Source organism: Flavobacterium sp. LHD-80 (genome assembly GCF_030929605.1).
Lineage (GTDB): Bacteria > Bacteroidota > Bacteroidia > Flavobacteriales > Flavobacteriaceae > Flavobacterium.
In genome coordinates, this window is record NZ_JAVFVS010000005.1 from 123,696 (window position 1) to 138,299 (window position 14,604).

The following is a 14,604-nucleotide window of genomic DNA, read 5'->3' on the forward strand; positions in this document are numbered from 1 at the left end:
ATAATTCATCCAGTTTGTCATTTCGACGAAGGAGAAATCTCCACAAGTAGCTCCGTAACGAGAATCCAATCTTTGTCGAGCTACTTGCGGAGATTTCTCGTGCCTCGAAATGACAAAACTATAAATATTTTCTTTTTCATAAACAAAAAATTCAAAAAGCTAAAAATCAACTAATTACAACTTTAAATTATTCCTAATACCTTCTACTTCACTTCTTTTTTCAAAAAAAAATCAAGATTAATTTGGTTTTTACAATATTAAATATAACTTTGTCTATAGAATTAGTAGAGTTTAATATTTAAAACTTACATTTTGAAAACAATAGCACACAGAACGTCTTTCATTCTTCCTAAAAATTATGCCTATAACACTTTTTGTTATATGTGTAGCTGTTGTTAATTCTCAAATTTGTTTGTCATGATTTTGCTTCATTTAAAATCGGAACAAACCCCACTTTTTTACCCCAATTTCATTTACAATATAATATGCAATTCGCCTCAAACGAAGATGCACAACAATGTTATATAATCAAGAATAAAGGAATTTCTGCGGCAACGGAAACCATCAATTAAAGAACATTTATCACTTACAAAACAAAAAACAACAAACAAAAAGCATTTTAAAATGAACAATAAAATTACCTCAATATTATTTTCTGCCTTAATAACCGGAGCTTTCAGTTTTACAAAAGCAACTGCTCAGAATACATCAAAACCAAACATCATTCTGATTATGGTCGATGATATGGGTTACTCTGATTTAGGAAATTATGGTTCGGAAATTAAAACACCAAATCTTGATAAATTGGCGAGTGAAGGTTTACGTTTGCGCGAATTTTACAATAACTCGATTTGTGCGCCAACTCGCGCTTCACTCCTAACTGGTCAATATCAGCATAAAGCGGGCGTTGGTTTTTTTGATGTGAATTTAGGACTGCCAGCTTATCAAGGATATTTGAACAAAGAATCTCTGACTTTGGGAGAAGTTTTCCGTTCTGGAGGATATAGCACGATTTTATCCGGAAAATGGCACGTAGGTTCTGAAGATCAGGCGCAATGGCCAAACCAAAGAGGTTTTGATAAATTTTATGGCATCTTAAAAGGCGCATCCAATTATTTTGATACCAAACCTTTGCCTTTCGGAAAAACTCCATATCCGGTAAAACTGATTCGTAATAATGAAGAACTACATCCAAAAAATGATTCGTATTATTTTACAGATGAAATTGGAAATAATGCCGTGACTTTCTTAGACGAACAAAACAAAGAAAACAAGCCTTTTTTTCTGTATTTAGCTTTTACCGCACCACATTGGCCTTTGCAGGCAAAACCAGTTGACATTGCCAAATACAGAGGAAAATTTGATGAAGGCTGGGATGTTTTGAGAGAAAAAAGAATCGAAAAATTAAAAGCAAACGGCATTTTACCAGCCAATCAGACTATTTCGCCAAGAGATCCAGAAGTTCCGGAATGGAGCAAATTATCTTACGACGAAAAACAATTCTGGAAAGCTAAAATGGAAGTTTACGCCGCAATGGTCGACAACATGGATCAGAATGTCGGGAAAGTTTTGGATAAACTAAAAGCGCTTAAAAAAGATAAAAACACATTGATTATCTTTATTTCAGATAATGGCGCTCAAGGCGGATTCAATACTTATAATCCGTTAGGACGAGGCTTGGTTCGAAATGACGGTCCCGTTGGAACTTCAGGATCATTTGATTATCAGGAACAAAACTGGGCATATTTATCGAATACGCCGCTTCAGCAATATAAAAATAATATGCATGAAGGTGGTTTCAGTTCGCCGTTTATTGCTTGGTTTCCATCAAAAATAAAAGCCGGAAGAATTGATAAAGGAACCGGACATATTATCGACCTCGCTCCAACTTTCTACGAATTGGCAGGAATTGAATATCCTAAAAATTATAATAATGTAAATACGAATCCGCTTCCGGGGAAAAGTTTGCTTCCCGTTTTATTTGATAATGTTTCAGAAGTGAACCGAGGCGAACCCCTTTTCTGGGAAAGAGCAGGAAACAGAGCGGTGCGTGACGGAAAATGGAAATTGGTTTCGATTTATCCTTCTTACGAATGGGAACTTTACAACCTTGAAACCGACAGAGGTGAAACCACAAATGTGGCACAACAAAATCCGGGAATTGTAAACAAACTTTCGGCATCTTATTTTGAATGGGCAGACCGCACTGGCGTTGTAGAATACAGCAAATTCAAACTAAAACCAGAAGTAATGCCGGGTGGTGCCTCTCTAAAGAAATAAAAATCTTTTTCTAACCATAAAATAATCATTATGAGTTCATTTTATCAAGAAATAGCAAAACAGCATCATGACTTAGTGATTCTGCCGGAGAAAAAATTAATCCATCAGTTTATAGATGATTTGTTTGTCATTTTATTTTCGAATACCTCAAAATCATTAGAGTCTGAGGCGACAATCAAATACAAATTCAATCAGCTGGAAAAGCAATTTGATGAATTGGTTCTGGATTTTTCACCAAAAAGTGACCAAAAACAGCAGACCAAAAACTTTTTTGAAGCGATTCCGAAACTGCACAAAAAAGCACTAAACGACGCTGTAACAATATTTACAAAAGATCCTGCGGCCAAATCTCTGGAAGAAGTATTATACTCGTATCCTGGTTTTTTCGCTATTGCCGTTTACCGATTTTCTCATCAGCTTTGGGAGCAGGATTTAAAATTATTAGCCAGAACAATTTCAGAATATGCTCATATTAAAACGAGTATTGAAATTCATCCCGGCGCACAAATTGGAAAAGATTTCGCTATCGATCACGGAACAGGAATCGTGATTGGAGAAACAACAATTATTGGCAATAATGTGCAAATTTACCAAGGCGTTACACTTGGCGCTTTGAGTGTAAAAAAAGACGAAGCATTTGTAAAAAGACACCCAACCATTGAAGATAATGTCATTATATATGCTAACAGCACTATTCTTGGCGGTCAAACTACAGTTGGAAAAGATTCTATAATTGGCGGAAACGTCTGGCTGACATATACAATTCCTTCCAATTCTGTGGTTTATCATAAAAACGAAATTAAAATCAGGGACAATAACCCTTTCCCTGCACCCATTTTTTATTCTATTTAAAAATATCAAAACCAATGAAATATCAAAACATTTTAGAAACCATAGGAAACACTCCTCACATTCGATTAAACAAACTTTTTAAATCACATGAAGTGTGGATTAAATTGGAAAAATCAAATCCAGGATCCAGTATTAAAGACCGAATCGCTCTCGCAATGATTGAAGATGCCGAACAAAAAGGACTTATAAATCAGGATACCGTAATTATTGAACCAACTTCAGGAAATACTGGAATTGGACTTTCACTTGTCGCCGCAGTAAAAGGTTATAAAGTTATTGTGGTAATGCCAGAATCGATGAGTGTTGAACGCAGGAGAATTTTGAATGCCTATGGTGCCGAATATGTTTTGACACCGAGAGAAAAAGGAACTTCGGGAGCAGTTGAAAGAGCGAAGGAACTGGCTTCGACAATTAAAAACTCTTTTCTTCCTTCACAGTTTACCAACAAAGCAAATGTTGAAATTCACGAAAAAACAACGGCTCTAGAAATTGTAGCCGATTTTCCAGATGGAATTGATTATCTGATTACTGGAGTTGGAACTGGAGGTCATATTACTGGAGTTTCAAAAATTTTGAAACAACATTTCCCAAATCTTCAAACTTATGCAGTTGAGCCGGCTTTGTCGCCAGTTTTGAGCGGTGGATTGCCTTCTCCACATCCGTTTCAGGGAATTGGAGCAGGTTTTATTCCAGAAGTTTTTAATCGCGAATATGTCGATCAGATTTTAACGGTTGATAAAAACGAATCGTACAATTTCACTAAAAAAATAGCAAAAGAAGAAGGAATATTTGCCGGAATATCGACTGGAGCAGCACTTGCGGCACTTTCCAGAAAACTCAAAGATATTCCTGAAGATGCTGTAATCCTGACGTTTAATTATGACACTGGAGAAAGATATTTATCTGTAGATGAGTTATTTGATTAAAATTATGAATAACTTTAAGCAAGCAAAAAATAATTTACAAACCTATTAAAATACCAGAAAAATGGCAGAATCAAAACAACAACAGACCGCATTAGGCGATGTTGCAGCAAGACAGCTCGCAATTGCAACACGTACCGTACCCCAAATTGGAACAACTTCTCCACGCTGGCTGACACATCTTTTGCATTGGACACCAGTAGAATCGGGAGTATTTCGTTTGAACAAAGTTAAAAATGCAAACCACATCGAAGTCGATTGTTCTGCACGCGACGAAAGGGTTTTACCAAACACTTTTGTTGATTATGTTGAAAACCCGAGAGAATATAATCTTGCTGCCGTTCAGACCATTGTAGAAGTTCATACACGTGTTTCTGACTTATATAGCAAGCCGTACAATCAAATTTCGGAACAGCTTCGTTTGGCAATAGAAACGATTAAAGAACGTCAAGAAAGCGAATTAATCAATAATAAAGATTACGGATTATTAAGCAATGTGGCACCTTCGCAAATTATAAAAACTCGTACAGGAGCACCAACTCCAGATGATTTAGACGAATTACTGACTAAAGTTTGGAAAGAGCCAGGTTTCTTTTTGTTGCATCCGCTGGCAATTGCCGCTTTTGGACGCGAATGTACACGCCGTGGTGTTCCGCCTCCGACAATATCTCTATTTGGGTCTCAATTTTTAACTTGGAGAGGCATTCCGCTTATTCCATCTGATAAATTGCCGATCGTAAAAGGAAAATCAAAAATCATTTTATTGCGTACTGGTGAAAGTCGTCAAGGTGTTATTGGATTGATTCAGCCTGGATTACAAGGCGAGCAATCTCCTGGATTATCAGTTCGTTTTATGGGAATTAATGAAAAAGCGATTGCTTCATACTTGGTTTCGCTTTATTGTTCTTTAGCTATTTTGGTTGATGATGCCATCGCTGTTTTAGAAGATGTCGAAATAGGAAAGTATCATGAGTACAAATACTAACCCAGACGGATTACCAAACATTGACGATTTGCAGTTTCTGGCAAACGAGCTGTTCAGTGCACTACCCAATGAATTTCCGAAAGAAATTTCACTGAGTCCAGACAAAGCTGAACATCCTCGTGCGACAAAAATTGCAGAAACACTTTTGCATGCTGGCGGTGCCAATATTTTAACGCCGTTTCCAACGCAAAGTCCGTTAAATGTTAATCTGGCACCACCTTCGTTCAGCGGTTTTGGAGGTTCTCCAGCAAGTGCTTCTCAAAGTTCGAGTGCCTCGGCTTTGTATCCAAATGCTGGTGCAGGTTTTGATCCTAAATATGGCATCCCTTCTTCTGGAATTCCTGAAGATAACGGACTAAATATTAATAATCCGCAGACTGGTTTTTATGATATCAATTTAAAAAACAGCGGTTCGCCACAGCTTAATGAAGAATCACTTTTTTCATCGCTGTTTTTAAATGATCAATATTTGCCTTTTCAAAGCGAAAATTCTTCGTTTGAAAATGAACTAAAAATAGCTTTAGAAACAGTTGATACTTTTTTTAGAAAGCGAAATGATTTTCCGTCAAGCGGAAGTGATCTTCAAAACTCGTATTATTTTTTAGATCAGAATCCGTTTGCTTTTGATCCAAAAAGTACAAATGCGATTGTTGGAAGTTCTTTCGGAACAAATCCATTAAGCGGCAGTACAAATTCACATTTTAATGCCGAATTGATCAAAAAAGATTTTCCCATTTTGAGTGAAACCGTAAACGGAAAGCCTTTGATATGGTTTGATAATGCTGCAACGACTCAAAAACCAAAATCGGTTATTGATCGAATTGCGTATTTCTACGAGCATGAAAATTCGAACATTCACCGTGCAGCACATGAATTGGCTGCACGTGCATCTGACGCTTATGAAGCTGCACGGGAAAAAGTAAAAACGTTCTTAAATGCTTCTTCAGTAAACGAAATTGTATTTGTCCGTGGTGCTACCGAAGGAATCAATTTAGTGGCTTCAACTTGGGGCGATCAAAATTTAAATTCGGGAGATGAGATTATTGTCAGCAATTTGGAGCATCATGCGAATATAGTTCCGTGGAAAAGATTGGCCGATAAAAAAGGTTTGAAATTAAGAGTAATTCCTGTTGATGATGACGGTCAAATTCTGCTTGATGAATATGCAAAATTGCTGAATTCAAAAACTCGTTTAGTGGCTTTTACACAAGTTTCAAATGCATTGGGAACCGTAACACCAGCCAAAAAAATAACCGAAATGGCACACGCAGCAGGTGCAAAAGTCTTAATTGACGGCGCACAATCTGTTTCGCACATGAAAGTTGATGTTCAGGATTTAAATCCGGATTGGTTGGTTTTTTCTGGACATAAATTATTTGGTCCAACAGGAATTGGAGCTTTATACGGAAAAGAAGATTTGCTGAACGAAATGCAACCGTATCAATCTGGCGGAAACATGATTCAGGATGTGACTTTTGAGGAAATAAAATACCACAAAGCACCCAATCGTTTCGAAGCCGGAACAGGAAACATTGCCGATGCGATTGGCCTTGGCGCTGCAATTGATTATGTTACGAAACTCGGAATTGAGCAAATTGGACAATATGAGCATTATTTATTAGAATATGCAACAAGGCTTTTAAAAGAAATTCCGGGCGTACGTTTAATAGGAACAGCGAAGGACAAAGCAAGTGTATTATCTTTTAATTTACAAGGATATACAAACGATCAAGTTGGTCAGGCATTAAATAAAGAAGGTGTTGCGGTAAGAACGGGACATCATTGTGCACAACCTATTTTGAGGAGAATGGGAGTCGAAACTACGGTTCGCCCATCCTTGGCATTTTACAATACAACTCAAGATGTTGATACTTTTATCAAAACTTTGTGGGAACTGAAAAAAGCCAAATTTTAAAAATATTGAGATTAAATTCTCTAAATGAATAATTACTTTTTTTGATATTTTGAGTAATTATACCCAAAAGCGATTGTTTTCCTGAACAGTCGCTTTTTTTTGTTTCAATCTTAAAAAATCTAAGTTTTTTCTACAAAAATCAAAAAGTAACTACTAAAAAACCTTCAATTGATATTAGCCAAAATGGCAACGGCTCTTATATTCTTCAATACGATTCAAACAGATTGGTCTTCCCTATTCCATTAATGGACATCAAAAAAAAATCACACAAATCCTGGATACGGAAGTTAAATGGAAACCTGTATAAAAACAAAAACCATTCGTTTTAAGCGAATGGTTTTTTGTCCCAAAAAAAATATATAAATAAAATACAAAGATAAATTCAGTTTTAAAATCACATTATGCTTCGGCTGGTACTTTTTTCTTTAATTCTTGCGCAAGAGTCAGCGTAATTGGATCTAAATGACCCGAGTAAAAAGTATCTAATAATTCCTGAAATATTGGATTTGCATTTACAACCTGAACAAAAAGACTCAAAGAAGAACGCAATTTACGAGCGTCTAATTCACCCAGAATCGCTTCAATAGATTTGGTTTTATAGTTTAACAAAAGTCGCGCAATTTCAACTAAATGCTTGGCTAAAACGGGATGATTTAAATACGCTTCCGCTTCTTCCAGATCGGCAATGGCATAATAATTTGCTATATTGCTTTTTCCTAAACCTTTTATCTGCGGAAAAATAAACCACATCCAGTGCGTTTCTTTTTTCCCTTTTTTCAATTCCGAATAAGCCGTTAAATACAGCTTGTTTTGTGCATCTAGAAAACGTGTCAAATCATTAGAATTATAAGCCATAGGAAATAAAATTTAGTAAAGATTCTGCAAATAGCTGCTGTTATAAATTATACTCCAAAACTACTCATGAAGTCATTTTTTAAGTTATATAATTTTTTATACTACGTTATATAATTCCAATTTCTGCAAAAAAAAACAGCTGTAAAAATTTACAGCTGTTTTTTAATATAACGTCTATTTATGCTTATAACTTAAATTCATTAAGTGACTTTTCAATAATTTCAAGACATTCCTGAATTTGAGCTTCTGTCATTACTAATGGCGGTGCCAATCTAATTTTGTTGCCGTGAGTTGGTTTTGCCAATAATCCGTTGTCTCTGAATTTTAGGCAAATTTCCCAAGCTAAATCAGAATCTTCATTTGTATTAATTACGATCGCATTCAAAAGCCCTTTTCCGCGAACAAGCGTAATCAAATTATTCTTTTCAGCGATTTTGTTTAATCCTTCTCTTAAAATAATTCCCAAACGTTCTGCATTTTCGGCCAGTTTTTCATCTTTAATTACTTCTAATGCTGCAATCGCAACCGCTGCTGCAACAGGATTTCCACCAAAAGTAGAACCGTGCTGCCCTGGTTTGATGACATTCATAATCTCATTATTTGCCAAAACCGCAGAAACTGGATAAACTCCACCAGAAATTGCTTTTCCTAAAATTAAAATGTCTGGCTGTACATTTTCATGATGAACAGCTAATAATTTTCCTGTACGCGCAATTCCTGTCTGAACTTCATCGGCAATAAATAAAACATTATGTTTCTCGCACAACGCTTTTGCTTTTGCCAAATATCCTTCGGACGGAACATAAACTCCAGCTTCTCCCTGAATTGGTTCAACCAAAAATCCAGCAATATTTTTTGAAGAATCTAACGCTTTTTCAAGTGCTTCCAGATTATCATACTCAATTTTTATAAATCCGTCTGTAAACGGACCAAAGTTTTTGCGAGCCGTTTCATCATTAGAAAATGAAATAATGGTAGTCGTTCTTCCATGAAAATTATTCTCACACACAATCACTTGCGCTTGATTTTCTGGAATTCCTTTTACCTCATATGCCCATTTTCTGCATATTTTTAGTGCTGTTTCAACTGCTTCAGCACCTGTGTTCATTGGCAATACTTTATCAAAACCAAAATAATTGGTTATATATTCTTCGTAATTACCCAATTTATCATTGTAAAAAGCACGCGAAGTCAAAGTCAGTTTTTGCGCCTGATCCACCATTGCTTGTACAATTTTTGGATGACAATGCCCTTGATTTACTGCTGAATAAGCGGATAAAAAATCATAATATTTTTTTCCATCTACATCCCAAACATATACTCCTTCTCCTTTTTCTAAAACCACAGGAAGCGGATGATAATTATGAGCTCCGTATTTATTCTCTTTTTCAATCAAAATTTCAGATTTCGATGAAAGTATATTTTCTGTATGTATCATAATATATTATTTTTCAAACACAAAAGTATCAAAAAACACAAAATAGACAATAAAAAAACATAAATTAAATAAATTAATCACTAAAAAAAGTCAAATTTAATTTTAAAAGCAAATAAAAAACAAATATCATCAGAGCATGTACATGATTTTATTCCCTTTTGTTGAAAAAAATAATTACTTTTATAAATCAAAAAACAATAACGATTGTGCAGTCTCTACGAGACAAATTGTTTTTTGCTTTTTTTTTATGCTACCAATATTTGATCTCTCCGAGATATTATTATTGTAAATAAAAAATGAATACTCCGTACGAGTTAAATATTGGTAGAAATAATAAAAATGTATTCGATAAGATGTCCCATAGGGACTATATTTACAACAAAAAAGCAACATTTAAAAGAATGGATATACTAGACGAATTCGATATTAATATACTGAAGGAATTAGAAAAAGACGGAAGAATGGCATTTTCTGCCATAGCGACCAACTTAAAAATTTCAAACACTATGGTACATCAACGTGTTAACAGAATGATCGAACAAGGTGTTATAGGAGGCATAAAACCTATTATACAGGAAAAAAATATTGGTTATGACTGGGCTTCTTTTACCGGAATCACACTGAACAAAGATTCTGATTCTGATCGAATTATCGAAGAAATGAAAAAAATTCCTGAGATTACAGAATGTTATTATGTTACTGGTTCTTTCACACTTTACATTAAAATTATTGCAAAAAACCATGAACACATGCGTAAAATTCTTTACGATAAAATAGACAGCATTCCTGGTATCGCAAAAACAGATTCGATCATTGAATTAGGTTGTGCTTTTAAAAGAAATATTTCACTATAATCTCTTAAATTAAGAAGCGAGCTATTTTTCGTCGCTAATTCTTCGCTTTAAATTTTTAGAAAATCAGCATATTTAACGACCAAAACTATGAAAAACCAGTTTCTTTCTAAATTTTCATTTCAAAAACTGATTCTGACTTTATTGCTATTGACTGGCTGTTTGCTTAAAGCACAAAAATCAAATAAAAACAATCTCATTACAATTGAAAATTTGCAAATGAGTATTTATACAGCCGGTCAAAAATTTAATATTAAATAGTCATGCATTCTTATTCTAAAATCCTAAAATCGTTATTTTTCATTTGTCTGAGTCTTCAAATTTCGGCACAAAAAATCAGCATAAATGAAATTGAACGTTTAGAAAAATCAGCCAAACAAGTCACTATCATTCGTGATAATTGGGGAATCCCGCACGTTTATGGAAAAACAGATGCCGATGCCGTTTTTGGATTATTATATGCACAATGCGAGGATGATTTTAAAAGAATCGAAATGAATTATATTGAAAAACTGGGCCGTCTTTCTGAAATAAAAGGACAATCTGTTTTATATAATGATCTAGAAATTAAACTTTTAATTGATACTAACGAAGCAAAAGCAGATTACGCAAAAGCGCCAGAATGGCTAAAGAAACTACTAAACAGTTATGCCGATGCTATCAACTTTTATTTATACAAACACCCAGAAGTAAAACCAGCTTTGTTAACACATTTCGAACCGTGGTTTCCTTTGCTTTGGACTGATGGAAGTATTGGCGCAATCAGTACCGCAGATCTCTCAATAGCCGAATTAAAAGCGTTTTACTCCGGAAACAATGATAAAGTGGCGTATGTTGAAAGAGAAAAATATGTTCAGACTGGCTCAAACGGTTTTGCATTTGCTCCTTCAAAAACCGCTGATGGAAATGCTATTTTATACATTAATCCGCATACAACTTTTTACTTCAGACCCGAAGTTCAAATTACGAGTGAAGAAGGCTTGAATGTTTACGGCGCTGTAACTTGGGGACAATTTTTTATTTATCAAGGTTTTAACGAAAACTGTGGCTGGATGCATACCTCATCAAACGTAGATGTTGCTGATATGTATGCCGAGAAAATCACTAATAAAAACGGAAAATTATTCTACGAATTCGACAACAAGCTTTTGCCTGTAATTGAAAAAGAAATTACGATCAATTATACCGAAAATGGAAAATTGATTCCAAAGAAATTCAAAACCTATTTTACTAATAACGGGCCAATTATGGCTAAACGAGACGGAAAATGGATTAGTTTAAAATCAAATAATCGTTCAATGACCAGTTTGATTCAGAGCTGGATTAGAACAAAATCTAAAAACTTTGACGATTATAAAAAAGCAATGGATTTAAAAGCTAATACGTCAAACAATACCGTTTATGCTGATAGCAAAGGAAATATAGCATATTGGCACGGAAATTTTATTCCTATTCGAGATAAAAGTTTGAATTGGTCAAAAGTAGTTGACGGCTCAATTTCTTCAACACAATGGAAAGGTTTACATGAAGTTGACGAAACGGTTCATGTTTACAATCCAATAAATGGCTGGCTTCAAAACTGCAACTCTACCCCTTTCTCGGTTGCGGGAGAAAACAGTCCAAAAAAGGAAAATTACATTCCGTATATGGCGCCAGATGGTGAAAATTTTAGAGGAATTAATGCCGTTCGAATTTTCAGCAAAGGCAACAAATACACTTTAGACAAAGTGATCGCCGATGGTTATGATTCTAAATTGTCTATTTTCGAAATATTAATTCCGAGTTTAGTAAATGTTTTCGAAAAAAACATAGACGTGCAATCACCAGAATATGCGACATTAAAAGAGCCAATTTCAATTCTGAAATATTGGGATTATTATGCAAAAGAAAATTCGGTGGCAACGACACTAGCTGTAGAGTGGGCTTATAAATTAGACCCAATTATTCTAAAAGCATATGTTGGCGAAGGCGAACTAGACCAAGTTGAAAACACAAAGAAATTTGCAAAAAATGCTACAGTCGCACAAATGATACCGCAATTGCAGGCAGTATTGCAAGATTTAGTGTCAAAATTTGGAAGATGGCAAGTAGCTTGGGGCGAAATTAATCGTTTTCAACGTGCAAGCGGAGCGATTGATTTAAAATACGACGATTCAAAACCTAGCTTGCCAATTGGTTATGGTCCAGGTTCTTGGGGAAGTCTTCCTTCTTTTAAAAGCAGTTACCAAAATGGCTCCAAAAAACGTTACGGCTATAACGGGAATAGTTTTATTTGTGCAGTAGAATTTGGTCCAAAAATAAAAGCAAAATCATTATTAGCCGGTGGAAACAGCGGTGATGAAAACTCAAAACATTTTACAGATCAAGCCGAAATGTATCGAAAAGGCCAATTTAAAGACGTTTTATTCTATAAAGAAGATGTCCTAAAAAATGCCGAAAAAACCTATCATCCCGGCGAATAATTTTGATCAGAAAAACCATTACAAACAAACCTTGGAAGAACTTTCTTTCGAGGTTTTTTTATAAGATAATATTTCTGATATTTGTTTAAAATTGTAAATCGATGAAAAATTCAGCCCTTCTTATTTTTGCTACCATATTGTTTTCTAACACTATAAGTGCACAATTAACACCCGTAAAATATGCCGACGGAAATCAGGCATTAAATGGCTTATCTATAAAACCAGCTAAAAAAAGCAGTCAGAATCCTGGTATTTTATTACTTCCGGCATGGCTTGGAATTGATAATGCCTCAAAAGGAATTGCACAAGATTTGTCAAAATTAGGTTATCATGTTTTTATTGCTGATATATATGGAGAAGGAAATTATCCTAAAAACACTTCGGAAGCAGGAAAACAAGCGGGTTTCTATAAAACCAATTATGAAGCTTACCAAAAAAGAATCAACCTTGCATTGCAGGAATTAATCAAATCTGGAGCAAATGCTGACAATATAGTCGTTATTGGTTATTGCTTTGGTGGAACCGGAGTTCTTGAAGCCGCGCGCGGGCATTTGAACGTAAAAGGAGTTGCTTCTTTTCATGGCGGTTTAGGAAAAGATGCTTCAAGACCTGCAACTCCGATTACTGCTAAAGTTTTGATTTGCCACGGAGCCGATGATCCTTTTGTGTCTAAAGATGAAGTTGCAGCTTTCCAACAAGAAATGCGTGATTCTAAAGCCGATTGGCAAATGATTTATTATGCTGATTCAGTTCACTCTTTTACAAATCCAGATGCAGGAAGCGACAATTCTAAAGGCGCGGCTTACAATCCGGTTGCTGCAAAAAGAGCTTTTGAGCATTTGAAATTGTTTCTTAACGAAGTTCTAAAAAAATAATCTCGCGGATGGCACGCGGATGATACTGATTTAAAAGGGTTTACACAGATTTCCTTCTCAAAAAATCAATTTAAAAGAAACCAGTGCAAACCCTTTTAAATTCGTAACATCCGTGGCTCAAAAAAAATTAACTAAAACCAAATCAAACCCAACAAATTAACCAATGTCACATAGTCCTATTAGAAAAGATAAAACCTGTTTGAACTGCAGGCATGTTGTAGAACAGAAATTTTGTCCAAACTGCGGTCAAGAAAATACAGATACCCGAAAAACGTTTCATCATTTGTTTATTCACTTTTTTGAAGATTTAACCCATTATGAAAATGCTTTTTGGAAAACTATAAAAAACTTGCTTTTAAAGCCAGCGACTTTAACTAAAGAATATCTTTCAGGAAAAAGATTGTCTTATCTAGCACCTGTTCGTCTTTACATTTTTATAAGTTTTGTTACTTTTCTTATGATTGCATTGTTTCCAAATCATGTTAGCGAAAATTTGACTAAGGGTGAAAAGGAAATCACGTCCAATTTCGAAAATGCAAATAAAAAAGAAAAAGACTGGAAAGAAAAGTCATATTTAAAGTCGAAAACATTAGATAAATCCTATTTTCAGTTGCGAACAATGAAAGAAACCGACTCTATCCAAAAATATGGAAAAGAAAGCGAAAAACTTTCTGATTTTCAATATTGGATTTATGAAAAAGCGGTACATGTAACTGAAAAAAATACAAAGAAAGAAATTATAGAAAAATTCATTGAATCTTTTATTCATAACATTCCGAAAATTCTATTTATCATAATGCCGTTTTTTGCTTTTTTCTTATGGCTTTTTCATGGCAAAAAAAGATGGTATTATTTTGATCACGGGATTTTTACATTGCATTATTTCTCCTTTCTGCTTCTGATTTTTCTCGTCTTATTTATTATTAATAAAATAGGCGGATTATTTGAAGGAAACGGTATTGCAAGTTTAATTGTAATTATAGCAAACTTTGCAGGAATCACCTGGATGTGTTATTATTTTTATCCGGCGCATCACCGTTTTTATGGAGAAACGAGATTCGTTTCATTTGTTAAAAGTGTAGCATTATTTTTTATAAACTTCTTTTTTATCCTATTTTTACTGACATTCTATATGTTATACATATTCATTAATTTACACTAACACAAA

The 14,604-nt window shown here is 34.6% G+C and carries 12 protein-coding genes; 10 read left to right on the forward strand and 2 right to left on the reverse strand.

The window, feature by feature from the left end; translation table 11 throughout:
• Positions 1–624 precede the first annotated feature (624 nt).
• From RB619_RS08540 to RB619_RS08560, 5 genes are all read left to right on the forward strand, one after another.
• Positions 625–2,280 (forward strand): arylsulfatase, encoded by a 1,656-nt coding sequence (locus RB619_RS08540; RefSeq protein WP_308096381.1) that lies wholly within the window; start codon positions 625–627, stop codon positions 2,278–2,280.
• Positions 2,281–2,310: 30 nt separating this feature from the next.
• Positions 2,311–3,132 carry a serine O-acetyltransferase EpsC gene (epsC, locus tag RB619_RS08545; protein ID WP_308096383.1) on the forward strand — a complete coding sequence of 274 codons (822 nt, stop codon included), beginning with the start codon at positions 2,311–2,313 and terminating at the stop codon, positions 3,130–3,132.
• 14 nt (positions 3,133–3,146) lie between these two features.
• Positions 3,147–4,058, forward strand: coding sequence for a cysteine synthase A (gene cysK, locus RB619_RS08550; RefSeq protein WP_308096385.1), 912 nt, complete (start codon positions 3,147–3,149; stop codon positions 4,056–4,058).
• A gap of 61 nt (positions 4,059–4,119) precedes the next feature.
• Positions 4,120–5,040: a family 2A encapsulin nanocompartment shell protein gene (locus RB619_RS08555; protein ID WP_142450899.1), complete on the forward strand. Its 921-nt coding sequence runs from the start codon at positions 4,120–4,122 to the stop codon at positions 5,038–5,040.
• A complete protein-coding gene (locus RB619_RS08560; RefSeq protein ID WP_308096389.1) occupies positions 5,024–6,955 on the forward strand; it encodes a family 2A encapsulin nanocompartment cargo protein cysteine desulfurase in 1,932 nt (643 codons plus the stop codon). The genes RB619_RS08555 and RB619_RS08560 overlap by 17 nt, the downstream gene beginning before the upstream one ends.
• Positions 6,956–7,354: 399 nt before the next feature.
• On the opposite strand, the gene RB619_RS08565 is transcribed toward RB619_RS08560, so the two are convergent.
• The gene (locus RB619_RS08565) at positions 7,355–7,810 is read right to left on the reverse strand and encodes a DUF1810 domain-containing protein (RefSeq protein ID WP_308096391.1); all 456 of its coding nucleotides are present in this window, start codon (positions 7,808–7,810) and stop codon (positions 7,355–7,357) included.
• Positions 7,811–7,994: 184 nt separating this feature from the next.
• The gene (gene rocD, locus RB619_RS08570; protein WP_308096393.1) at positions 7,995–9,248 is read right to left on the reverse strand and encodes an ornithine--oxo-acid transaminase; all 1,254 of its coding nucleotides are present in this window, start codon (positions 9,246–9,248) and stop codon (positions 7,995–7,997) included.
• Between the two features lie 401 nt (positions 9,249–9,649).
• On the opposite strand from rocD, the gene RB619_RS08575 reads away from it, so the two are divergent.
• From RB619_RS08575 to RB619_RS08595, 5 genes are all read left to right on the forward strand, one after another.
• Positions 9,650–10,102, forward strand: a complete 453-nt coding sequence (locus RB619_RS08575) for an Lrp/AsnC family transcriptional regulator (protein WP_308096396.1) — start codon at positions 9,650–9,652, stop codon at positions 10,100–10,102.
• 87 nt (positions 10,103–10,189) lie between these two features.
• The gene (locus RB619_RS08580) at positions 10,190–10,360 is read left to right on the forward strand and encodes a hypothetical protein (protein ID WP_308096397.1); all 171 of its coding nucleotides are present in this window, start codon (positions 10,190–10,192) and stop codon (positions 10,358–10,360) included.
• Between the two features lie 2 nt (positions 10,361–10,362).
• Positions 10,363–12,561: a penicillin acylase family protein gene (locus tag RB619_RS08585; RefSeq protein WP_308096398.1), complete on the forward strand. Its 2,199-nt coding sequence runs from the start codon at positions 10,363–10,365 to the stop codon at positions 12,559–12,561.
• 101 nt (positions 12,562–12,662) lie between these two features.
• Entirely contained in the window at positions 12,663–13,436 is a 774-nt protein-coding gene (locus RB619_RS08590) for a dienelactone hydrolase family protein (protein WP_308096400.1), read from the forward strand.
• Positions 13,437–13,599: 163 nt separating this feature from the next.
• On the forward strand, positions 13,600–14,598 hold the full coding sequence (locus RB619_RS08595) for a DUF3667 domain-containing protein (RefSeq protein WP_308096402.1): 999 nt from the start codon (positions 13,600–13,602) through the stop codon (positions 14,596–14,598).
• The last annotated feature ends 6 nt before the right edge of the window (positions 14,599–14,604 follow it).

Bases quoted from the DNA above. Each gene is read 5' to 3' on its own strand.
- RB619_RS08575 (WP_308096396.1), top strand. From the start codon at position 9,650: ATGGATATACTAGACGAATTCGATATTAATATACTGAAGGAATTAGAA.
- RB619_RS08560 (WP_308096389.1), top strand. From the start codon at position 5,024: ATGAGTACAAATACTAACCCAGACGGATTACCAAACATTGACGATTTG.
- RB619_RS08540 (WP_308096381.1), top strand. From the start codon at position 625: ATGAACAATAAAATTACCTCAATATTATTTTCTGCCTTAATAACCGGA.
- epsC (WP_308096383.1), top strand. From the start codon at position 2,311: ATGAGTTCATTTTATCAAGAAATAGCAAAACAGCATCATGACTTAGTG.
- rocD (WP_308096393.1), bottom strand. From the start codon at position 9,248: ATGATACATACAGAAAATATACTTTCATCGAAATCTGAAATTTTGATT.
- RB619_RS08595 (WP_308096402.1), top strand. From the start codon at position 13,600: ATGTCACATAGTCCTATTAGAAAAGATAAAACCTGTTTGAACTGCAGG.
- RB619_RS08585 (WP_308096398.1), top strand. From the start codon at position 10,363: ATGCATTCTTATTCTAAAATCCTAAAATCGTTATTTTTCATTTGTCTG.
- RB619_RS08555 (WP_142450899.1), top strand. From the start codon at position 4,120: ATGGCAGAATCAAAACAACAACAGACCGCATTAGGCGATGTTGCAGCA.
- RB619_RS08580 (WP_308096397.1), top strand. From the start codon at position 10,190: ATGAAAAACCAGTTTCTTTCTAAATTTTCATTTCAAAAACTGATTCTG.
- cysK (WP_308096385.1), top strand. From the start codon at position 3,147: ATGAAATATCAAAACATTTTAGAAACCATAGGAAACACTCCTCACATT.
- RB619_RS08565 (WP_308096391.1), bottom strand. From the start codon at position 7,810: ATGGCTTATAATTCTAATGATTTGACACGTTTTCTAGATGCACAAAAC.
- RB619_RS08590 (WP_308096400.1), top strand. From the start codon at position 12,663: ATGAAAAATTCAGCCCTTCTTATTTTTGCTACCATATTGTTTTCTAAC.